The organism is Peribacillus sp. NPDC101481 (assembly GCF_044767165.1).
Lineage (GTDB): Bacteria > Bacillota > Bacilli > Bacillales > DSM-1321 > Peribacillus.
On sequence record NZ_JBIWNJ010000002.1, the window covers coordinates 1,549,828 to 1,572,407 of the forward strand.

24 protein-coding genes and 3 riboswitches are annotated in these 22,580 nt (G+C 42.3%); of the genes, 21 read left to right on the forward strand and 3 right to left on the reverse strand.

All coding sequences use genetic code 11. The annotated features are described in order from the left end of the window. The gene (locus ACIROD_RS17415) at positions 1–744 is read right to left on the reverse strand and encodes an energy-coupling factor ABC transporter permease (protein WP_101222238.1); all 744 of its coding nucleotides are present in this window, start codon (positions 742–744) and stop codon (positions 1–3) included. Between the two features lie 34 nt (positions 745–778). Then, positions 779–937: a hypothetical protein gene (locus tag ACIROD_RS17420; protein WP_157830965.1), complete on the reverse strand. Its 159-nt coding sequence runs from the start codon at positions 935–937 to the stop codon at positions 779–781. After that, positions 921–1,116, reverse strand: a riboswitch (cobalamin riboswitch). It overlaps the preceding gene by 17 nt. 201 nt (positions 1,117–1,317) lie before the next feature. Then, positions 1,318–1,507: riboswitch (cobalamin riboswitch) on the forward strand. Positions 1,508–1,659: 152 nt separating this feature from the next. Here ACIROD_RS17420 and ACIROD_RS17425 point away from each other — a divergent pair. The 16 genes from ACIROD_RS17425 (at position 1,660) to ACIROD_RS17500 (ending at position 16,302) form a co-directional block, all read left to right on the forward strand. Continuing rightward, positions 1,660–2,028, forward strand: a complete 369-nt coding sequence (locus ACIROD_RS17425) for a (2Fe-2S) ferredoxin domain-containing protein (protein WP_101221872.1) — start codon at positions 1,660–1,662, stop codon at positions 2,026–2,028. Positions 2,029–2,042: 14 nt separating this feature from the next. Beyond that, positions 2,043–3,680: a precorrin-3B C(17)-methyltransferase gene (gene cobJ, locus ACIROD_RS17430; RefSeq protein WP_101221873.1), complete on the forward strand. Its 1,638-nt coding sequence runs from the start codon at positions 2,043–2,045 to the stop codon at positions 3,678–3,680. An 18-nt stretch (positions 3,681–3,698) separates the two neighbouring features. Next, positions 3,699–4,649, forward strand: a complete 951-nt coding sequence (locus tag ACIROD_RS17435) for a sirohydrochlorin chelatase (RefSeq protein ID WP_402942438.1) — start codon at positions 3,699–3,701, stop codon at positions 4,647–4,649. Then, entirely contained in the window at positions 4,646–5,416 is a 771-nt protein-coding gene (cobK, locus tag ACIROD_RS17440; RefSeq protein WP_402942441.1) for a precorrin-6A reductase, read from the forward strand. The genes ACIROD_RS17435 and cobK overlap by 4 nt, the downstream gene beginning before the upstream one ends. A gap of 12 nt (positions 5,417–5,428) precedes the next feature. Beyond that, entirely contained in the window at positions 5,429–6,076 is a 648-nt protein-coding gene (locus ACIROD_RS17445; RefSeq protein WP_034312499.1) for a precorrin-8X methylmutase, read from the forward strand. Positions 6,077–6,081: 5 nt separating this feature from the next. Next, positions 6,082–7,215, forward strand: coding sequence for a cobalt-precorrin-5B (C(1))-methyltransferase (locus ACIROD_RS17450; protein ID WP_402942444.1), 1,134 nt, complete (start codon positions 6,082–6,084; stop codon positions 7,213–7,215). Further along, positions 7,190–8,392, forward strand: coding sequence for a precorrin-6y C5,15-methyltransferase (decarboxylating) subunit CbiE (cbiE, locus tag ACIROD_RS17455; RefSeq protein WP_402942976.1), 1,203 nt, complete (start codon positions 7,190–7,192; stop codon positions 8,390–8,392). Before ACIROD_RS17450 ends, cbiE begins: the two co-directional genes overlap by 26 nt. Then, positions 8,385–9,092 carry a precorrin-2 C(20)-methyltransferase gene (gene cobI / locus ACIROD_RS17460; protein ID WP_230176406.1) on the forward strand — a complete coding sequence of 236 codons (708 nt, stop codon included), beginning with the start codon at positions 8,385–8,387 and terminating at the stop codon, positions 9,090–9,092. Before cbiE ends, cobI begins: the two co-directional genes overlap by 8 nt. Further along, positions 9,089–9,865 carry a precorrin-4 C(11)-methyltransferase gene (gene cobM / locus ACIROD_RS17465; RefSeq protein WP_402942447.1) on the forward strand — a complete coding sequence of 259 codons (777 nt, stop codon included), beginning with the start codon at positions 9,089–9,091 and terminating at the stop codon, positions 9,863–9,865. The genes cobI and cobM overlap by 4 nt, the downstream gene beginning before the upstream one ends. Then, positions 9,862–10,986 (forward strand): cobalt-precorrin 5A hydrolase, encoded by a 1,125-nt coding sequence (locus ACIROD_RS17470; protein ID WP_402942450.1) that lies wholly within the window; start codon positions 9,862–9,864, stop codon positions 10,984–10,986. The genes cobM and ACIROD_RS17470 overlap by 4 nt, the downstream gene beginning before the upstream one ends. 14 nt (positions 10,987–11,000) lie before the next feature. Beyond that, on the forward strand, positions 11,001–12,392 hold the full coding sequence (locus tag ACIROD_RS17475; protein ID WP_402942453.1) for a cobyrinic acid a,c-diamide synthase CobB: 1,392 nt from the start codon (positions 11,001–11,003) through the stop codon (positions 12,390–12,392). A 38-nt stretch (positions 12,393–12,430) separates the two neighbouring features. Continuing rightward, positions 12,431–13,240 carry a uroporphyrinogen-III C-methyltransferase gene (gene cobA / locus ACIROD_RS17480; RefSeq protein ID WP_402942456.1) on the forward strand — a complete coding sequence of 270 codons (810 nt, stop codon included), beginning with the start codon at positions 12,431–12,433 and terminating at the stop codon, positions 13,238–13,240. Next, positions 13,219–13,782, forward strand: a complete 564-nt coding sequence (locus ACIROD_RS17485; protein ID WP_101221881.1) for a nitroreductase family protein — start codon at positions 13,219–13,221, stop codon at positions 13,780–13,782. The genes cobA and ACIROD_RS17485 overlap by 22 nt, the downstream gene beginning before the upstream one ends. A 14-nt stretch (positions 13,783–13,796) precedes the next feature. Further along, the gene (locus ACIROD_RS17490; protein ID WP_402942460.1) at positions 13,797–14,333 is read left to right on the forward strand and encodes a cob(I)yrinic acid a,c-diamide adenosyltransferase; all 537 of its coding nucleotides are present in this window, start codon (positions 13,797–13,799) and stop codon (positions 14,331–14,333) included. Between the two features lie 13 nt (positions 14,334–14,346). Then, positions 14,347–15,864 (forward strand): cobyric acid synthase, encoded by a 1,518-nt coding sequence (locus ACIROD_RS17495; protein ID WP_402942463.1) that lies wholly within the window; start codon positions 14,347–14,349, stop codon positions 15,862–15,864. Between the two features lie 165 nt (positions 15,865–16,029). Next, complete coding sequence (locus ACIROD_RS17500) at positions 16,030–16,302, forward strand: HU family DNA-binding protein (protein WP_063233522.1); 273 nt, start codon at positions 16,030–16,032, stop codon at positions 16,300–16,302. Between the two features lie 457 nt (positions 16,303–16,759). Here the strand turns inward: ACIROD_RS17500 and ACIROD_RS17505 are convergent, their stop codons facing one another. Further along, a complete protein-coding gene (locus tag ACIROD_RS17505; RefSeq protein ID WP_402942979.1) occupies positions 16,760–17,488 on the reverse strand; it encodes a protein kinase domain-containing protein in 729 nt (242 codons plus the stop codon). 640 nt (positions 17,489–18,128) lie between these two features. On the opposite strand from ACIROD_RS17505, the gene ACIROD_RS17510 reads away from it, so the two are divergent. From ACIROD_RS17510 to ACIROD_RS17530, 5 genes are all read left to right on the forward strand, one after another. Next, positions 18,129–18,272 carry a flavin reductase family protein gene (locus ACIROD_RS17510; RefSeq protein WP_402942466.1) on the forward strand — a complete coding sequence of 48 codons (144 nt, stop codon included), beginning with the start codon at positions 18,129–18,131 and terminating at the stop codon, positions 18,270–18,272. A 488-nt stretch (positions 18,273–18,760) separates the two neighbouring features. Then, a riboswitch (TPP riboswitch) is annotated at positions 18,761–18,890 on the forward strand. Between the two features lie 134 nt (positions 18,891–19,024). Further along, positions 19,025–19,708 (forward strand): thiaminase II, encoded by a 684-nt coding sequence (tenA, locus tag ACIROD_RS17515; protein ID WP_101221886.1) that lies wholly within the window; start codon positions 19,025–19,027, stop codon positions 19,706–19,708. A gap of 14 nt (positions 19,709–19,722) precedes the next feature. Beyond that, positions 19,723–20,307: an ECF transporter S component gene (locus ACIROD_RS17520; protein WP_230176404.1), complete on the forward strand. Its 585-nt coding sequence runs from the start codon at positions 19,723–19,725 to the stop codon at positions 20,305–20,307. Positions 20,308–20,319: 12 nt separating this feature from the next. Then, on the forward strand, positions 20,320–21,783 hold the full coding sequence (locus tag ACIROD_RS17525; protein WP_101221888.1) for an ABC transporter ATP-binding protein: 1,464 nt from the start codon (positions 20,320–20,322) through the stop codon (positions 21,781–21,783). Beyond that, the gene (locus ACIROD_RS17530; RefSeq protein WP_402942471.1) at positions 21,784–22,560 is read left to right on the forward strand and encodes an energy-coupling factor transporter transmembrane component T family protein; all 777 of its coding nucleotides are present in this window, start codon (positions 21,784–21,786) and stop codon (positions 22,558–22,560) included. Positions 22,561–22,580 lie beyond the last annotated feature (20 nt).

Genomic DNA, 22,580 nt, shown 5'->3' on the forward strand with positions numbered 1-22,580 from the left:
TTAACGGGCCTCCTTAGAAAAAACTCGCAGCAATTTCAATTCACCTAGATTGTATTTTTTCAAGAAATTCATTACGACGACTGTCAATAACCCCTCACTGATTGCCAAGGGAATTTGGGTCAGGGCAAAAATACCTGCAAATTTACTGAAAGAGGCCATGAATCCTCCTACCTCGGAAGGAAAAGCAAGAGCAAGTTGAACGGAAGTGACCACATAGGTTCCTAAATCTCCAAAAGCAGCTGCCAAGAAAACGGCAAGTGAAAAAGACCACCCCAATTTAGTTGCGCCCTTGAAGACAAAGTAAGCAATGAACGGTCCGCAAACGGCCATGGAAAATGCATTGGCCCCTAATGTCGTCAATCCTCCGTGAGCCAGTAAAACAGCTTGAAATAACAGAACGATGGAGCCAACGACACTCATGGCCAATGGTCCGAATAATATGGAACCCAAACCAACTCCGGTAGGGTGTGAAGAACTTCCCGTAACGGAAGGAATCTTTAGGGCCGATAAAATAAATACAAATGCGCCCGATAGGCCAAGTATCATTTTTGTTTCTGGATTTTCCCTAACTTTGGACCTAATGGACCGGTAACCCAAGATTAAAAATGGAAACGTCACGGCCCACCAGAATATAGCCCATTCAATGGGTAAAAAGCCCTCCATGATATGCATGGCCATTGCCCGGTTCGGGATAAAAAGCAATAAGATGACAAAATAAATAATTTTCCAATTGGTTCTTTTCATTCTTTCTCCTTTCAATACTTTTAAATTTTTCTGATCAATCTTGAGAAGAAAAGCGGCGCCCAACATAAAAAGCACTTCTCTCAAAGGAAAGAAGTGCGTAATGAACAGGAATTTTGCAGCATGAAGCAATCATGGGCCATTCTGCCTGATCCGCACGCCCATCCTCGTAGGCTGAAACAGTTTCACGTTTCATGGCAGGTCTCCTGGCTTTGGTTCATCATCCCATTACATCCTTCCCATCTCATTTGACAGTGGATTAAAGTTAAAGTAATAGGACTTCCCTTTACAGTGGCGGGACCGCTCCGGATTTTCACCGGCTTCCCTTTTAAGTTGAATTCCGAGAAATTCAACACCATAAAACTTATGTAATTATTTTGAAAATTCTCGTATAGTGTACCATAAAGAAATAATTTCAGCTACACTATCTTTTTTTTCGGGACGGATTTTGTTGCAAGGAAAGGATTTTAACGGGTTTTACACTATTAAACTTTTCTAAACAGTCGGAATAAACTATTGAATTTTGATAAAGTTGTTATATGATAGATTAAGTTAGTTAGAAATGTATAATAAAACCAAATATTTCATTTTAAAAGTGCCCTTGTGTGAATAAGCAAGGGATAATAGGGAAATCGGTGAAAATCCGATGCAGCCCCCGCTACTGTAAACGCTGATGAAATTGTCGATAGCCACTGGCATGATGCCGGGAAGGGACAAAGTAAAATGAAGCGTAAGCCAGGAAACCTGCTTTTAAAATTGCATGATACTTTTCGGAGGGAAAGGTAGAAGGACTATGACGATTTTGGAAGGATTTGGCATGTTTGCCTTTGGCTTCTTATTCATATAGTTTTTTTAAAACCTTGACTCTAATGTTAAGGTTTTTTATTTTGCCTTTTCCCTGAACTCAGGAGGAAGAAGATGACTACTTGGAACTTGATGGGTACAAATACGCATCTGTTGATTTGTAATGGGAGCAGCTGCATGAAAAAGGGCGGGGAAGAAGTAACCCAAGCGATTCGCGATGAAATTACTTCAAAGGGACTTGATTTGAAAATCCATACAACCAGGACACGCTGTAACGGAAGATGTAAGGATGCCTGCGTTGTGATTGCCTATCCCCAAGGAAACTGGTATCGAGTGGAAACGCCTGAATTCGGTCGGCAGATCGTCAGTAATATCGATGATGGTGAATTTGTTCCACAGATGATCTATCAATTCAATGATGGGGAAATGACCCCTAATCCAGATTTTCCTGCTCATACGGGTATTTCAAAGAACAAAGCGTAAAAGGAGATGTCTTAATGAGTACAAACGGTAAATTATTCGTCGTGGGCTTTGGGCCCGGGAATTTTGAACACATTACCAAACGTGCCGTCGAAGCCCTTCAAGAAAGTGACTACATCATTGGTTATAAAACTTATGTTGAACTCATTCAGGGACTGCTTACAGATCAAACGATCATTAGTACGGGGATGACTGAAGAAGTATCACGTGCACAGGAAGCAGTGAAACAAGCGGAGCTGGGAAAGAAAGTGGCGGTGATTTCCAGTGGGGATGCCGGAGTTTACGGGATGGCAGGGTTGGTTTATGAAGTATTGATTGAGAAAGGCTGGAAAGAAGAAACTGGAGTGGGCATTGAAGTCATTCCTGGCATTTCTGCAATCAACTCATGTGCGTCTTTACTCGGGGCACCAGTCATGCACGATTCGTGTACGATCAGCCTCAGTGATCATTTAACTCCTTGGGAACTGATCGCTAAAAGGGTTGAAGCAGCTGCAATGGCAGACTTTGTCATTGCACTTTATAATCCGCGCAGCGGCAGGCGGACCCGGCAAATTGTTGAAACACAGAAAATTCTCCTTCGCTACCGCTCGCCGGATACACCTGTCGGGTTGGTGAAAAGTGCTTATCGCGATAGGCAGGATATTGTCATAACCAATTTGCAGGATATGTTGAATCACGATATTGGAATGTTGACCACCGTCATTATCGGTAATTCATCCACCTTTTTATATGATGACAAAATCATCACACCAAGAGGCTATCAGAGAAAATATACTTTGAATTCGGAAAAGCAAACATTGAAGCCGCATCAGCGACTGCAAAAAGAAGCGGAACCGTGGGCATTAGATCAAGAGGCCTTAACCGAGTCCGCTGGAGGAGTTGGATTACTTACAAAAGCACCAGAAAAGAAGCCAGCTTCCTTTGAAATGGCAATGGAGGCCCTGTCAAGAGTCAAGGGTCAAACCGTTAAGCAATCCATTCAGCCGATTGTTCAGCAAAAAATGGAGTCGGTATTCGAACTTGCCGTTAGTCCAGGTGTGGCGAATAAACAATTCACTCCCAAACAAATGATGACACTTGCGGAAGTTGTTGGGGAAAAGGGAACGATGGAATACACGCCAAATCATAAAATCGTCTTAAAGATTCCGACAACGGATCCGGAAGTCATAACGGGGAAATTGCAATCAGCAAACTTTCTTTTGTCGCCGATTGGAGATGTACTGACATTAAAAGCCTGTGATTTCTGTGATGGTGAAAAAGCGGAATCCATTCCTTATGCGGACGAAATACACCGGGTGCTTGGCGGAATGAAAATGCCCAAGGAACTGAACATCGGTTTTAATGGGTGTGGGATGGCTTGTTATAGTGCTGTGATGGATGATATCGGGATTGTCTTCCGAAAAGGGAAGTTCGACTTATTTCTTGGAGCTAAACCGGTTGGAAGAACAGCCCATCCGGGTCAGCCGGTGGCGGAAGGCATTGAACCGGAACAGCTTGTTGAACTGATTACGGACATTGTCGGGGAGTATAAGCAAAATGCCCATCCAAATGAGCGGCTTTTTAAATACTTCAAACGTTCGAAAAAGATACAGAATTTTTCTTATCAGGACATCGCTCCCAAAATAAACATAGAGCCTGCGCCTTGTGAAGACTAATCTAGAGGAGGAAAGTAAATGAAAGCAGTTTTGTTCGTAGGACACGGAAGCCGGTTGGCTTCGGGAAATGAAGAAGTCCGTCATTTTATTAAGAATATGATTCCGGCAATGGACGAGCGTTTCATGGTGGAAACGTGCTTCTTGGAATTTGCGGCACCGAATATATCCGAAGGAATTGATAATTGTGTAAAACGAGGGGCTACTGAAGTTATCGTCATACCGATCATTTTGTTGCATGCAGGACATTCGAAATTACATATCCCAGCTGAAATAGAGGATGGGAAAACCAAGTATCCAGAAGTGAAATTCACATATGGCCAAACGATCGGGGTCCACCATGATGTATTGACGATCCTGACAGACCGTCTTGAGGAAGCGGGATTCGATACGACCTCTGAACATTCTGAGACAGCGATATTGCTAATTGGCCGAGGTGGCAGTGATGCTGATGCAAATAGTGATATATATAAAATTTCACGATTATTATGGGAAAAATTAAGCGTTAAATGGGTCGAAACAGCCTTCATGGGTGTAACGGACCCTCACGTTGATGAAGGCATTGAACGATGCATCCGATTAGGGGCAAAAAAAATAGTGATGCTGCCATATTTCCTCTTCACTGGGGTGTTGATGGAAAGAATGGAGGATATGCTGAAAGGCTATCAAGAGCAATATCATGATCGAGAATTCATTTTGGCAAAGTATTTTGGATATCATCCAACCTTACAGAACATTCTGCAAGAACGAGTAATCGAAGCCAGTGAAGGAAGGTCAAGTGGGGCGCGTGATTTGGAAAACTATCGTAAACATGTCGAGGAACATGGACATGCTCACCATCATCACCATCACGACCACGATCACGACCACGATCACGACCACGACCATGATCATCATCACGACCATGATCATCATCACGACCATGATCATCACCACGATCATGATGGGCAAGCGGTGGGGTCATCAAAATGATTTTGTTCTTGGCGGGTACAAGTGATGCAAGGGAATTAGCGATTGAGATGCAGCAGGTGGGGTTCAAGGTTTTGGCAACTGTTGTAACCGAATCGGCGGCTAAGAGTTTGCAAGATTCAGGGATTTCCACCCGGATTGGCCGATTATCTGCAGAAGATATGACATCTTTAATCTCTGCAAAAGGTTTTCAGGCTGTAGTCGATGCAAGTCACCCATTTGCCGAGGAAGCATCCAAAAACGCCCTTATCGGAGCAAAGGCGGCAAATGTTCCTTATATTCGTTATGAGCGTGAAAGTCAACGGTTTCAGAATGATAAATTGATAGTTGTCCGTGATTATGAGGAAGCTGCCAAGCTTGCCGCTGCAAAACGGGGAGTCATCATGCTTACGACCGGAAGTAAAACACTATCCGTGTTCGCAAAAGAATTGGTAGGGCTCGAGAATACCAGAGTCATAGCAAGAATGCTGCCACGCATGGACAATATGGAAAAATGTGCACAGTTGGGCATCGAACAAAAAAATATCGTTGCGATTCAAGGGCCGTTTTCCAAAGAATTGAATAAAGCTCTATATGAACAATATGGGGTCACATTGATGATAACGAAAGAAAGCGGCAAGGTCGGTGCGGTTGATGAGAAATTGGAAGCCGCGTTGGAATGTGGAATTGAGACAATCATGATATCTCGACCGGATGTTGACTATCAGAATGTTCATTCCAGTTTTGAACATGTCATTGCCGAGTTGAATAATCAGTTAAATGAAAAATAGGAGGAATGCAAGATGGATTTTAAAACGGATTTTAAACCACTAACGGTAGACCCTGACAAAATATATGATTATAGTTTTTCAATCATTGCTGAAGAAATGGGCAATCATGATTTTTCTGAAGATGAATGGAAGATCGTCCGCCGGGTCATTCATGCTTCAGCGGATTTTGAATTGGGAAGAAGTGTAATCATCCATCCAAATGCCATTCAAGCTGGTGTGGAAGCCATTCGCAAAGGCAGACATGTCATAGCGGATGTGCAAATGATCGAGAGCGGTACAGGCAAAAAAAGATTTCAAAAACACGGCGGGGACGTTCATTGCTATATTTCGGATCCGGATGTGATGGTAGAGGCAAAACGTTTGAATACGACGAGGGCGATCATTTCGATGCAAAAAGCGGTAAAGGAAAATGAAGGGGGCATTTATGCGATTGGCAATGCACCTACCGCTTTACTAGAGCTTATTCGTCTTATTAAAGAGGGGATTGCAAAACCGGACTTAATCATTGGAATGCCTGTTGGATTTGTTTCTGCAGCAGAATCGAAAGAGGAACTGGCTAAGATCACAGAAGTGCCATTCATTACGAATATTGGCCGAAAAGGTGGAAGTACTGTCACTGTTGCAGCATTGAACGCGATTTCCCTTTTAGCCGATAGTTAAAAAACATGGAAAAGAAAGTGAAAAAAGACCCCTCACAAATGCGTCATGGATATACGACGGGAGCATGTTCGACAGCCGTGACCAAAGCGGCATTGACCGCTTTGATCACGGGGGATGCACTAGAGGAGGCAACCATTTCCTTGCCAATCGGCCGAGATGCCACTTTCACTATTGAGAAATATGAAATATCGGAAAATGCGGTTAGTGCAGAAACGATTAAAGATGCCGGAGATGATCCCGATGCCACACATTTGGCCCATATTATCTCTACTGTCAGCTGGTCGGATGCACCTGGGATTATATTGGATGGAGGGACCGGAGTTGGTCGTGTAACCAAACCTGGACTTCCCGTTCCAGTTGGAGAAGCGGCGATTAATCCTGTACCGCGCAAGATGATTTTAACCACTGTGCAACAAACACTGGAAGAATTTAAGATCAATAGAGGTGTGAAGGTCGTCATCTCCGTGCCAGCAGGTGAAGAAATAGCGAAAAAAACATTAAATGGCCGCTTGGGGATTGTAGGAGGAATTTCCATTTTGGGAACAAGGGGCACTGTCGTCCCTTTTTCCAGTTCCGCCTATATGGCAAGTATCGTCCAGGCTATCAGTGTCGCCAAAGCTAGCGGGTGTGAGCATCTTGTCTTAACGACTGGCGGGCGCAGTGAAAAGTATGCCATGGGCCTTCTCCAGGATTTACCTGAGGAAGCCTTTATTGAAATGGGTGACTTTGTGGGCTTCTCACTTAAGCAATGTAAGAGGCAGGGAATTAAAAAGGTCTCACTGGTCGGCATGATGGGTAAATTCTCCAAAGTGGCCCAAGGTGTGATGATGGTGCATTCAAAAAGTGCCCCGGTCGACTTTGGTTTTCTATCGGAAATTGCCCAAAGCGTCGGAGCTGATGATGATCTTGTTCTTGAAATCAAGAATGCAAACACAGCGTCACAAGTCGGGGATATGATGTCAGCCATTAATAATTTTGACTTTTTTAATAAATTATGTGAATCCTGCTGTCACTCTGCCATTAACCAAGTGAAGGGTGGCATTGAAATGGAAACGGCGATTTATTCGTTGAAAGGACTATTATTGGGAAGGGCTGTTGGAATTGAGTCAATCGATGAAATTAATCGGGATAGGGGATAACGGTCAGGAAAGCTTACTGCCTCAATATGCCCAATGGATAGAAGAAAGTGAAGTGCTGGTCGGAGGTGAGCGGGTTTTATCCTTCTTTCCGAACTATTCTGGCAAAAAGATTATCATAAAGGGCGGTTTGAAAACAATTGTAGAACAACTGCAGGAGGAAACTCGCCCAACTGTGGTTTTAGCTTCCGGTGACCCAATGTTTTATGGAATGGGAGGTTATCTTTCCAGCAAAATCAACATGGAGGTTTACCCATATTTCAGTTCAATTCAGCTTGCTTTTGCAAAAATGGGGGAAAGCTGGCAAGATGCCTTCCTCGTTAGCATTCATGGACGCAGCATGAAAGGGCTGGCCCAAAGGATTGATGGGAAAGCGAAAGTTGCCTTGCTTACTGACAGCGAAAATAGCCCTAATCAACTGGCTAAATATCTCCTTTCATTCGGAATGACGGAATACCGGGCATTTGTGGCTGAAAATCTTCAAGGGGAAACGGAAACATCAGGTTGGTATGAACTTGATAAAATGATGGAGCGGGAATTCTCCCCGTTGAACGTCGTCATTTTAAAACGGAAAACAGAAGGACCGAGTTGGTCATTAGGGATAGAAGATGAAGAATTTTCGCAGCGTAAACCGGACAAAGGCCTCATTACCAAAAAGGAAATCCGGGTATTAAGCCTGCATGCATTGAAGCTAAAGAAAAACAGTATAGTTTGGGATGTTGGTACGTGTACGGGCTCAATGGCAATTGAAGCGGCCAAGCTTGCATCCGAAGGCCAAATTTTCGCAATTGAAAAAAATGAGCCTGATTTAGATAACTGTTATCAAAACCAACGTAAATTCCGTACCGATATAACGGCGATTCATGGTAAAGCCCCGCAGGGATTGGAAAATTTTCCTGATCCTGATGCGATCTTCATTGGCGGGACTGGCGGCGAAATGGGAGAGCTGATCAATACTTGCTGCAATCGGTTAAAAGAAGGCGGCAGGATCGTTCTGAATGCTGCGACGATTGAGAATCTTTACCGTGCTAATGAAGCATTTGCGGAAGCTGGTTTTCACACTTCCATCATGCATGCGCAAATCTCCAGAAGTAAGCCAATATTGGGAATGAACAGATTTGTACCGCTTAATCCGGTTTATATCATTACTGCACAACGAAAGGAAGACATGAATGAGTAATCTTGGTACATTATATGGCCTTGGCGTAGGCCCGGGCGATCCAGAGCTAATTACAGTAAAGGCATTTCGCGTGATTCAGGAATCTCCGGTCATTGCGTATCCCAAAAAAAGAAAAGGGAGTAAAAGCTACGCACATCGCATTGTTGAAGTTTACATTCGTCCTGAAGAAAAGGATATGCTGGGCCTTGTTTTTCCGATGACGAAAGATAAAGCCATTTTGGATCGGGAATGGAACGGAACGGTTGAAAAGGTTTGGCAAAAATTAAATGAAGGAAAAGATGTGGCTTTCGTAACGGAAGGCGATCCGCTTTTATATAGTACGTTCATACATATGATGAAATTGATGCAGGAGTTGCATCCCGAAGTCGAAATCAAGACAGTCCCGGGCATTTCTTCCTTTAATGGATCAGCGTCAAGGCTGGGCATCGCTTTAGCTGATGGTGATGATCATGTTGCGATAGTTCCTGCAAGGGATGACTATGAAGCGATGAAGAAGGCGATCGAAGACCATGATGCCGTTGTGTTCATCAAAGTGGCAAAGGTCATCGATTTAATGATTACCGTTTTAAAAGATTTGGACTTGCTTGAAAAGGCCTCGGTCGTAACCAAAGTCACTTCCGATGAAGAAGTGATTTGGAAAGTGAGTGAATTGGAAGGACTTGAACTAGAATACTTAACATTGATGGTGGTGAGAAAATGAAGATATATATTGTAGGTGCTGGACCAGGTGACCCGGATTTGATTACTGTAAAAGGATTGAACATTCTCCAAACGGCTGATGTTATTTTATATACGGATTCATTAGTGAATGAAGAATTGATTGCTAAGGCAAAACCCGATGCCGAGGTGCTGAAAACGGCTGGAATGCATTTGGAGGAAATTGTTGGCATCATGGTTGAGCGTGTTAAAGAAGGAAAGATGGTTGCTAGAATTCATACTGGGGATCCTGCCATGTACGGTGCAATCATGGAACAAATTGTCCTATTGAAGAAAGAGGGTATCGGTTATGAGGTGATTCCTGGCGTGAGTTCGGTGTTCGCCTCAGCAGCGGCAATAGGAGCAGAGCTGACCATCCCTGATTTAACCCAGACACTTATATTAACGAGGGCTGAAGGACGTACGCCTGTTCCGGAATTTGAGAAGTTACGTGATTTGGCAAGTCATCACTGTACGATTGCCCTTTTCTTGAGTGCAACCTTGACCAAAAAAATCGTTAAAGAACTCCAGGAAGCCGGTTGGAAGGATGATACACCGGTTGCAGTCATTCAAAGGGCAACATGGCCGGACCAAAAAATCGTCCGCACTACGCTAGTGAACTTAGATGATGATATGCGTAAAAATGGCATCCGCAAACATGCGATGATTTTGGCTGGATGGGCTTTGGACCCTGCCATCCATGATAAAGATGAATACCGTTCCAAACTATATGATGCGAGTTTTACCCACGGTTTCAGAAAAGGTGTTAAACCATGATCATTGAATTGAAAGAAGCGGAACTTGCTCCCATTAAACGGTCCCACACTTATGCGATCGTAGCGATTACAAAGCATGGTGTCGAGCTGGCGCGAAAATTACATACCGTTTTTTCGAATTCCGATCTATATTACATGAGCAAGTTTGAAAAAGGGGACGAAGAGCATAAACAGATCCAGCTTTTTTCGGGCAGTGTCCGTATGCTATTGCCAGCTTTATTCAAGGAATATAAGGGAATCATTTTAATTATTTCACTCGGGGCAGTCGTGAGGATGATTGCACCAATTTTGAAGGATAAGAAAACGGATCCAGGTGTCGTAGTCATTGATGATAAAGGGGAAAATGTTATCAGTGTACTGTCAGGGCATCTGGGAGGGGCAAATGAACTGACTAAGGAAGTTGCTGCAGCCCTTGATGCAAGAGCTATAATCACCACGGCTTCGGATGTACAAAAAACGATTCCTGTCGACTTATTCGGCCAGCGCTTCGGCTGGATTTGGGATTCCGCAGAAAAATTGACGCCAGTAAGTGCGTCCGTAGTAAATGAAGAGCATGTTGCCGTTATACAGGAATCAGGTGAACGGAACTGGTGGTCTTATGATACGGCATTACCTGAACGAATTATCATATACCCATCCATTGAAGAAGCGCTTCAAGCAAAGCCGCAAGCAGCGCTGGTCGTGACTCACCGCATGCTTAAGCAGTCGGAAAAGAGAATCCTGGAAAATGGAATCGTATATCGTCCAAAGGTCATTGTTCTTGGTATCGGGTGCAATAGGGGAACGGCGGCGGCTGAAATTGAGCAGGTGATTGCAGAAACACTAGCGGTTTTATCATTTTCATTAAAAAGCGTTAAGGCGATCTGTACAATTTCCTTAAAGAAAGACGAACTTGGCTTGATTGAAGTAGTTGAAAAATATGGCTGGGAATTCGTGCATTATGAACCGGAAGAGCTTAATCAAGCCAAAATCGAAGCGCCATCGGATACAGTATTTAAATACACGGGTGCATATGGTGTGAGTGAACCGGCTGTGAGGATCTATACTAAAGCTGAACAATTGGAGCTGGTTAAGAAAAAATCGGGGAACGTAACCATATCAGTTGGGATCATTCCTTTTTAAGAGGGAGAAAAAATATGAACGATAGAAGATTGGTAATTGCAGGTACCGGAAGCGGTGTCGGTAAAACGACATTGACCATCGGAATCATGGCAGCCCTCCAGAAGAAAGGCTATACCGTTCAAGGGTTCAAATGTGGTCCTGACTATATTGATCCTACTTATCATACAGCAGTTACAGGACGGGTTTCACGCAATCTTGACAGTTGGATGTTTGAACATGACACTGTTCGAGAAATTCTTAATAAAGCAGGTGCCGGGGCTGATATATCGATCATCGAAGGAGTCATGGGCTTCTTCGATGGCAAAAGTCCTTTAGCCAATACAGGATCGACGGCTGAAATCAGCATCATCACGCAAAGTCCTGTCCTGTTGGTAGTAAACTGTGCCAGCATGGCACGGAGTGCAGCTGCCATCGTAAAAGGATTTCAGGACTTTTCGACCGGCCCGAACATCATTGGGGTCATTGCCAATCAAGTGGGAAGTGCAGGTCATTACAAAATTGTCAAATCAGCCATTGAGCAAGAATGCGATGTACCGGTGCTCGGTTATATGAAGCGGGAATTGGATATTGATATTCCAAGCCGTCATTTAGGTTTAATTCCTGCTATTGAACGCGGGGAACTAAATCCGTTTTTCGATAAGCTCGCACAATTAGTCATGGAAACGATCGATATCGAGCAGTTGTACCGTTTGTCAAAGACATCCTCCGTTACCAGTGGAAACTCAAATATTTTTCAACCCAAAAATGAAAAGGACGTATGCATTGCCGTCGCAAAAGATGCAGCCTTCAATTTTTATTATCAGGAGAACCTTGAGCTGCTAGAAGCATATGGGGCAAACATCAAGTATTTTTCTCCATTAAAAGGGGATGAAGTACCATTGGATGCTGATGGTTTATATCTTGGAGGCGGTTTTCCTGAGGAATTTGCAGCTGAACTTTCCGGTAACGTGGAAGCTATCATATCCATCAGAAGCTCCATTGAAAAGGGGATGCCGACTCTTGCGGAATGTGGCGGTTTCATGTTTTTGAGCAAATCGATTGAAACAACTTCCGGAGAAACGCATCAGATGGCAGGAATGATACCGGGCCGGATTAAAATGCAGAAAAAGCTTGCAGCACTTGGGTATCGTGAAATCACAGGAACTCCAGGCAATTTTTTGATCAATGAAATGGAGCAGGCAAAAGGTCATGAATTCCACTACTCGACATTTGAAGCGGATGCTGATCTTACACATGCTTATGAATCCAAAGGCAGATTCGGTTCGAAACAAGAGGGGTGTGTATTGGGCAACCTTGTTGCGGGGTATACCCACTTTCATTTTGCTTCCAATCCAACACTTGCAAAGAACTGGATCAATGCTTGCTTAAAACAAAAAAACAGATCTGCCCATGAAACTATCAACTAGTAAAATGTATTTTTTGAAGCTTAAGAGGAGGCGCGAGCATGAAACCGGGAAAAGTTCATCTGGTCGGTGCGGGTCCCGGAGATCCGAAATTGATTACGGTATATGGACTGGAATGTATCCAAAAGGCGGATGTCATTGCATATGACAGGCTTGTCAATCCAGAACTATTAAACTATGCAAAAGAAGGTGCAGAACTGGTGTATTGCGGGAAATCACCAGGGAAACATCATCTCATTCAAAATGAAATACATGAACTTTTAGTGGAAAAAGCTTTACAGGGGAAAAACGTCACCCGTCTGAAGGGTGGAGATCCATTTGTCTTTGGGCGGGGCGGTGAGGAAGCGGAAATACTGGCTGCTAACGGGATTGAATATGATATCGTCCCAGGAATCACAGCGGGAATCGCAGCACCGGCTTATGCGGGCATCCCGGTGACCCACCGTGATCATGCTTCAAGTTATGCGATTGTGACAGGCCATGGCCGTGATTACAAGGGGCAGGATAACCTGAATTGGCAGGCATTGGCTCAGGGCATCGATACCATCGCCTTTTATATGGGAATAGGTAATATGCCGTTCATCTGTGAAAAATTGATAGAGCATGGCAGGGACGGCAATACGCCAGTGGCTGTCATTGAATGGGGCACGACTGATAAACAAAGGACGATTACCGGTACCTTGAATTCGATTTCTTTGAAGGCTATAAAAGAAGAAATTCAAAATCCATCAATCTTTCTAGTAGGGGATGTCGTCCAATTAAGAGAAAAAATCCAATGGTTTGAAAGAGTGATTGATTCAGAGTCCATAATTGAAGGGAATGAGTCGGAATGTCCATCATTCAAGAATTGAAGGAACGCCGGGCAATAAGGAATTACGAAGAAAAAGAAGTGGAAGACCAAAAAATCAGGCAGCTATTGGAAGCGGCTACCTATGCCCCTAACGATCGATTGCGTGAACCTTGGAGTTTTTATGTAATCAAGGGAGAAGCGAAGCACCGTTATGAAAGATTGGCAGAAAGGTATTTACATGAACGCTTCCCAACCAAACCAAAGTTGATTGAAAGTTCACTGGAAGTTGTAAAGACGACACCGCTTATCATTGTCGTGACTTCCGATATTTTGCCTGATGATCCAGATTCATCCGAAGACAATGTATTCGCTTCTTGTTGTGCCGTCCATTCGATGTGGCTTGCCGCAAAAGAACTTGGTCTCGGATTCGTTTGGCGCACTAGAGGAGTGGGTCTAGTCAGGGATGAACGCCTGCACGAATTTATCGGTTCACCGGAAAACAAAAAAGTGATCGGCACCATTTTTGTCGGATACCCTAAAGGCGATCAACCGGTTCCAGCTACTAAAAGGACTTCATACATAGAAAAAACAGTTTGGCTATGAAGGTAGGTGAGTGAGTGGCACGCAGAGGATTAATGCTTATTTATACAGGAAACGGGAAAGGGAAGACGACTGCCTCATTAGGGGTGACTTTGAGGGCAGTCGGCAGAGGAATGAATGTCAAATACCTTCAGTTCATAAAATCACCAGAGCGTACTTATGGGGAAGCATTGGCTTTGAGAAAATTAGGAGTTGAAATGGAGCAGCTAGGTATTGGTTTTACATGGACCAAAACACCAGAAGAGCATCGCAAAGCCTTATCGTTAGCATGGGAAAAGGCGAAACTGGCACTTACTGATCCGGATATTGATTTACTTGTTTTGGATGAGTTGAACAATGCGTTAGCGATTTCCAAATTCCCGATTGAAGATGTCTTGCCATTGGCTGAAATCATCGATGCAATTCGAAATCGTCCCGCTAATATGCATATAGTCATTACCGGCAGGGATGCAAGGCCAGAGCTTATGGAAATGGCCGATTTGGTTTCAACGATTGAGGCGACCAAGCATTATTATGACGAGGGCATCGGCGCTGTCAAAGGATTAGAGTTTTAAGGGGGTGAGCGTAATGAAGGCACGATCCATCATGATACAAGGGACGTCGTCTGATGTAGGGAAAAGTTTGATTTGTACGGCATTTTGCCGGGTATTTTCCAATAAAGGATTTCGTGTCGTCCCATTCAAATCACAAAACATGGCTTTGAATTCTTATGTAACCTTGGATGGCGGTGAAATCGGACGGGCTCAGGGAGTACAGGCGGAAGCAGCACGGATCACGGCAACGACCGATATGAATCCGATATTACTGAAACCGAAGCAGGATATGGTTTCCGAAGTTATCGTGCACGGAAAGCATTTCCTTGATATGAATGCAAAAAGCTATCGGTCCCAATTTGTTCAGGAAGCTATGCCCATCATCCGTAAATCGGTCGAAAAACTTCAAGAAGACTATGACATCATCGTACTCGAAGGGGCAGGAAGTCCTGCTGAAATTAACCTGAAGGACCGGGATATAGCGAATATGCGAATGGCTAAACTCACGGATGCGGCTGTCATTTTGGTGGCCGATATTGATCGTGGTGGAGTATTTGCGTCCATCATCGGCACACTTGCTTTATTGGATCAAGATGAACGAGATAGTGTAAAGGGGATCATCATCAATAAATTTCGTGGCATGCGTGAATTGTTGGACGATGGCATTGAATGGGTGGAAAAGGAAACCGGGATTCCGGTTCTCGGGGTGCTGCCCTATCTTGACGTGAATATTGAAGCGGAAGATTCACTTGCCCTCTCTTCCTTACGTTTTAAAAAACCTAAAAAGGCTGAGTTTCCGATCGATGTAGCCGTCTTGAGATTTCCGCGGATCTCCAACTTTACAGATGTGGATCCTTTTTTTGATGAACCCGGAGTAGGTGTCCGCCTGGTAAGCAGTGTCCATGAGTTAGGTAATCCCGATCTGCTTATTTTGCCTGGTACAAAAAACACGATGGAAGATTTAGAGTGGTTGAATCGTATGGGGTTGGATCGGGCCATCAATGAACTGCGGAAACAAGGAACGATGATATTTGGCATATGCGGCGGTTTTCAAATGCTAGGGACTAAACTTTTCGATCCTGACGCGGTCGAAGGTGACGGTGAGAACGCAGATGGGCTCTCGCTTCTTCCGGTGGAAACCGTATTTCAAGCAGAAAAGAAAACGGTACAAATGGAAGGTGTCCTTTCTGCCGGGATAATGGAAGGTCAAATGAATCTTAACGGTTTCGAAATACATTTAGGCAGAACGACATTGAAGTCGCAAGTACGGCCCTTTCTTTTATTGAAGGATGGAAGAGAGGATGGAGCCATTTCCAATGACAACAAGGTAATGGGAACATATCTTCATGGGATATTCCATAATCGCCTGTTCACTAGATTACTAGTTAACCAAATTCGACGGAACAAGGGGTTGGAAGAAGTGAAGGAAAACGTCCAAAGCGACTCGGAGCGCAGGGAGGAAGCGTACAATCTCTTGGCATCCCATTTGGAGGAAAACATTGATATGGATACCATCTATCAATGGCTGCAGCTGGAAACTGCAGAAAGTTGAAAAGGTCATTAGGTTAATGTGATCAATGCCCTTTTACCTTTAAAAAAGATCATTTTAGAGCGATAATTCCTTTTATTTAGCCATTTTAAGTGACAGAGGCATACAAGATATGTTATGTTGTCTACTCTACATACTTTATACAAAATAAAAGGATGAGGTGTTCATATGAATAAAACAGAATTAGTGAGCAGTGTTGCAGCACAAGCTGAACTGACAAAAGACGACGCAAAAAAAGTAGTGGACGCATTGTTTGAAACAATCACGGCTACACTTGCTAAAGAAGAAAAAATCCAATTAGTTGGTTTTGGTACATTTGAAGTGCGTGACCGCGCTGCCCGTACAGGAAGAAACCCGCAAACTGGCGAAGAAATACAAATTGCAGCTAGTAAAGTTCCCGCTTTTAAAGCAGGTAAGGAATTAAAAGAAGCTGTAAAATAAAAAAGTAAACAAAAAAACCTGGCGATGCGATATTCGCCAGGTTTTTTTGTTTACTGTCATGCGCTTCGAAGAACAGTAAAAGACAGTCATTTTTATTTATTTGTGCCATTATCTAACGGAGGAATTTAGGGAGTTCTCATGATCAACAATGAAAGAAGCCCACTTCATGAAGCAGTAATGGAATGTAACATAAATGAAAAAAAATTATAGTACTTATTAGTAAGGTTTATACTGTGACTATGTTAGGCTAAGTAATAACAAGTTTTAAAACCAAAATAAAAGAGGTGAAAGATATGCTGAAGAAAATAATGAAAAAAATCAAACAGCTTTCCCAAGGCAGCAGTGAGCGAAGACATGGTCATTATCGCCGAGGCAGCAGCAGCAGCAGCCGAGGCTACAAAAGGTATCCCATGAGTGGAAGTGACCGCTACAAGAGAAAAGGGCGCGGCAGTAGCAGCTAATTCAATTTCTTTGACTTCAATGCAGCCTGCAGGTCCATTGAGATTTCTTTAATATCTGAATAAGGTTCTTGGATGCTTAATAACCTTTTCAGTAAATGCACGGTTTCTTTTTCTAACGAAAGCTCTTCTGTCCAAGGAAGAGTCTTTTTACTTTTGGAGGCGTAAGTCGTATAAAGTGCATATAGAAGTATTTCCCCCAAGTCGTAAAAATCCTGCCTTTTCAGCTGCAACATGGTTTCTTTAGTAAAATCGGCCGAATTGATCTTTTTAGACAAACCAAAGTCTATCAAAATGGGCTGATTGTTCTTTAGTAAAATATTTGGTATACGTAAATCTTGATGGGAAATGTCATGGTCATGTAGATAAGATACTAAAACGACCAGCTCATCCAGAAAAAATAGAGACTCTTTCTCATTGAATGTTATATGATTCAAGAAAATATGGTCTTCCAAATTATCTCCTTCTATGAAATCCATCACAAAATAAACATTTCCCTCATGTGAAAATTTCTCGTGAAATTTGGGGATGTTTTTGTGGTTTAACATTCGTAAAATGGAAATTTCATTTTCAAACTGCTTCAGCTCTTTTTTGCTGCGGCGTTTACTTTTCCGGAGCTGCTTGATCACTATATTTTCTTTTTTTTTCAAATCATTGCAAAGATAAATAATACCGTAGCTTCCTGTTCCGATTACAGCTTTTACCTCGTAACGGTAATTCAAAACCACTCCTTTTTTTAAAGGTATATCCACGAAAAATTGGTAGAACTTTCTAAATGTACGCAAAATTGAAACTTTCCTCACCACTTTCATCTATTCAAGTCAAGAACAAAAAAGTCCGTTATTAATAAAGCTGGAAATATGAATGAACATGGATAGTTTAACACTGATTTTTGATAATGCGGTAATGAAAGTCATTTCTTCGGGGAATTCTTTTGATAGTTCACAATTATAAATTTTTCCTGTAATTTCACATTATGAAATTATATGGTTTTAAAAATATTAAGTTTACTATAATGAATTCATAATAAAAGAGTAGGAGGTGATGAGGTGGATGGGTGCGAGTTGAGAAGTTGCTTTGGGAAATCCCTAACCGGCGTCACAATAGTGAGCTGGTTTGATGGAAAGTTCAAAAGGGGATTACTGAGAATTCTTTTCCTTCGGTTTCCTTGGATCCACCGCTTGCTTTAGTATTCATAAAGAAGCAAAAGCCTGCACTAGCATGAAAGATAAATCTTTTACCATTAATATTTTGTCGGATGAACAGGAAGCCATTGCATGGCAATTTGCGGGCAGTAAATAGGAAACGTTTAAAACCGACTGGGATAACAAGGGAATTTCGCCAAAAATAAATGGAAGTGTTGCCTGGATGGAATGCAAACCATGGAGAGAGTATGATGCTGGTGATCATGTATTGTTCATCGGTGAAATCCAGGAGTTACATTCCGAATATTTGGAAGCGCTTACTTTTTATCGAGCGAAAATGGGGTCTGCTAAACAGTTTGTAAAATAAGGGGATTCTAATGGGCATTAAAACCGGGGAAGAATATATTAATAGAATTAAATCAAGGAAACCGGAATTATGGCAGCTATGATAAACTACAGATCGAGCAAAATATTAAAACTAAAAGCAACATCGAATGTATAATATTGTTTTTTAGAGAATAAAAGAATTCACGAGTAAAGCAGCAGAAATCCCAAGAAAAATCAATTTCACGAGTAAAGCAGCTGAATTCACGAGTAAACCTGCCAAATTCACGAGTAAAGCAGCTGAATTCACGAGTAAACCGGCCAAATTCACGAGTAAAACAGTAGAATTCACGAGGAAATTACGTAATGAAACCCATTGATTAAAGTGCCGTTAAACTGCCGGGTAAATGGTGTATATGCAAGATTGAAAGGTTAGTAACCCTAAATCATTAAGTTGAAAACTTTTTCTAATACGTTTGACAATTGGATTTATCGTGTTAATATAAAGGCAAATGAAATTTAATATACAATTTGTACCACTAGGGGTGCTTTATAGGTGAAAGTTGATTTTTACCGCAGAAGCTGAGATTAAAGTATGACTTTAAGACCCTTAGAACCTGATCTGGTTTATACCAGCGTAGGGAAGTGGGGTCTGGAACAATACGTTTCTGTATTATTTCAAGTACAACCACTTTCTTTACGTTTAAGAAAGTGGTTTTTTGTTTGCAAAAAAAGGGGTGATAAAAGTTTTTTTCCGTAACATTGATTAAAAAAAATAATTTGGAGGTAATGGTCATGAAATTTTCAGAGGAAATTCGTCAGGAAGTGGATCACATTTGGGAAGCTAGCTTTAATCACCCGTTTGTTGCAGGAATAGGAGATGGCACTTTGCCATTGGAGTGTTTCCGTTTCTATGTTATGCAAGATTCCTATTATTTATCTCATTTTGCTAGGGTTCAAGCTTTAGGAGCAGTTAAAGCTACTGATTTACATACAACAAGCAGGCTTGCCGGCCATGCACAAGGAACATATGAAGCGGAGTTGAAGCTTCATGAGAATTTTTCTGAGAGATTAGGGATCACAAAAGAAGAACGGGATAATTTCAAACCAGCCCCGACCGCTTATGCTTATACTTCCCATATGTATCGTGCGGCTTATTCGGGACATTTAGGAGATGTTATTGCAGCTATCTTGCCGTGTTACTGGCTTTATTATGAAATAGGTGAAAAGCTGCAAGGGTGCATGCCGGAGGAGCCGATTTATCAAGAATGGATAGCGGCTTACGGAGGGGAGTGGTTTCGCACTTTGGTGGAAGAACAAATTGCGAGGCTTGATGAGATTGCTGAAAAAGTGACAGACGAAGATAAGGAAAGAATGAAAGAGCATTTTATCCTCAGCAGCCAATATGAATACTCATTTTGGGAAATGGCTTATCGTTTAGAGACATGGCCTGTGCATAAGGAAACACTAGAAGTATAAAGGGGAATGAAACAATGAAAAAAGGTTTGAAATTAACGGACATATTGGTCACGATCGTGATTGCGGTAGCATTTGGAATCGTTTATATCCTTTGGGGTTCGATTTATTATTCAGTTAAACCGTTAGGATTACATCTGGATCAACTTATTTATGGAATGTGGTTTATAGCTGGCCCCGTCGCCTTCTTAATTTTACGGAAACCGGGTGTGGCACTTTTGGCGGAGATAGCTGCAGCTTCCGGGGAGTTCTTCCTTGGTTCACCATGGGGGCTGACCGTACTGTTATATGGGGTGGTACAAGGTTTGTTCGCGGAACTGGTGTTCATGGCTTTCAAATATAAAAAATTCAATATGCCGGTGGCCGTTTTAGCTGCGATAGCTTCCTGCCTGGCATCAGTTATTATGGATTTTGCATACGGGGAAATAGGTGCGCTTTCAACTTGGAATCTATCGTTATTCATGATAGCGAGGTTTGTGGGTTCCATATTCTTTGCAGGTGTGACCGCTTATTATCTAGTTAAAGTCCTGGAAGCAACAGGAGTAACAAATCTTGTGCGTCCGGTTTCAAATAAAGATTATGCAGAACTGGATCAAAAGTAGAGGTTGAGGGCCATGGAACCAATCGTTTCTGTTGAAAAGTTAAGAATGAAATATCCCGGTGATGAATCTTTGATATTCAAGGACCTATCATTAACGTTTGATCAAGGAGAAAAAGTGCTATTGTTGGGGCCATCAGGTTGTGGTAAGTCGACCCTTTTACAAGTGTTAAGCGGATTGATTCCGAATTCCATCGAAGTACCGATGAAAGCGGAAAAATTGAAATGCCCTTCTTCGTGGGGGTATGTTTTTCAAGATCCTGATAGTCAGTTTTGCATGCCATTTGCCGATGAGGAAATTGCCTTCGTCCTTGAGAATCTTTCCGTCCCTAAAGAAGAAATGAAAGAGAAGATTCAAAATCATTTCCGTAAAGTAGGATTGAACCTGGGCCATACAAGTATTGAAACATTATCAGGCGGGATGAAACAGCGTCTGGCAATCGCTTCAGTATTGGCCCTTGAACCAGAAGTGATATTTTTAGATGAGCCAACCGCCATGCTTGATCCGGAAGGAACGAAAGAAATCTGGGAATTGCTGAAGGAAGTCGGACGAGACAAAACGGTTATTATCGTCGAGCATAAAATTGACCATGTTTTAGAATTCATCGAACGAATCGTGCTTTTTAACGATGATGGTCAAATCATAGCTGATGGTCCAAGAGACACCATTCTTTCACTATATAAAAATGAAATGAAGGAATATGGAATTTGGTTCCCAGGTGTTTGGGGTGAATATATACAGAATTATGCACCGATTCGGGAACACCCATTTACAGATGATTCACCTCTTATGAATGTGCAAGGCTTTAGCGGTTTTCGAAATAAAGAGGAAAAAATCAAGGTTGACGAGCTGAAGGTCCATTCAGGTGAATGGATTGTAATCAGGGGTGAAAATGGCGCGGGGAAGAGTACACTTTTGCATGCACTGATGCAGTTCATAAAAACGAATGGTAAGTATGAATTATTGGGAACACCGATTAAAAAGGTGAAAAATCCAACGGATCATATGACGTTTGTCTTTCAAAATCCTGAGTTTCAGTTCGTTGCAAATACTGTATATGAAGAGATTGCTTATTCATTGCGAATTGATAAAAGGCCGCAACAAGAAATAGATGAGAGAGTCCGCTCATTGCTTAAAGTGTTCCGCCTGGAGGCACATCGGGATAAACACCCGTTTCAATTATCAATGGGTCAAAAGCGTCGCTTAAGCGTAGCCGCCTCAATCGTTATAGACAAAAAAATCATTCTCCTGGATGAGCCAACCTTTGGCCAAGATTCGAAAAATACCTTTGCATTACTGGAATGGTTTGAGGAATATCGAAGGCGTGGAATAACAGTGATCATGGTAACTCATGATGATCATATTTCAAAAAACTTTGCAACCAGGATCTGGACGGTTAAGGATGGAAACGTAATAAGTGATGAAAACATTGTGCAATCAGGATTTGTGGAGACCAAAGTTAAAAGGAGTGTCATGTAGATGAATGATTCAAATGCAGAAACATGGCTCCATAGAATTAATCCAAGCCTTAAACTTGGTGTACTGATTGTGTTATGCATCGTGGCGTTATTCATTCATGACCTGAATTATATGATGAATATCACCATTGGCGTATTACTTTTGTTTTTGTTTTTTACCGGGCATTCGATAAAACGCATCTTACTTTTGTCGATTCCCTTTTGTTTCATTTTTATCTCCACCTCTTCTGCAATGATATTATTCGGGCAAGGTGAGACGCTTTGGTTTGAGTGGGGCCTTATATCGATTACTGAAGAAAGTTTCATTAGGGGATTACTGGTAGGCTTTCGAGCTTTGTTCTTTGCGGTCCTTGGCTTAACTTTTTCCTTAACTACGAGGCCAGTGAACTTGTTTTATTCGTTAATGCAGCAAGTTAAGCTTAAACCGAAATATGCCTATAGTTTCATGGCGGCATTAAGGCTGATTCCCATCATGATGGAGGAGTTCCAAACGATACGAAATGCGATGAAGGTACGCGGCTTCGAAAGGGGAAAAGGGATAAAAGCGTTATATTTTAAAATGAAAGCCTATTCCATCCCGTTGTTATCCGGAAGCATAAGACGTGCTCACCGAATCGCGGTTGCGATGGAAGCAAAGCGATTTACAGACACACGAGAACGAACATTCTATTATGAGTTTGGGTTTTCAAAAAAGGACCATGGTTTCATTTTGTATTTTATCATCCTGTTGTTGGCCGGCTTTTATCTGTCGATTCAATTCCCGTTAGTTTCTATTTGATTTTATGAGATTGTAACTTT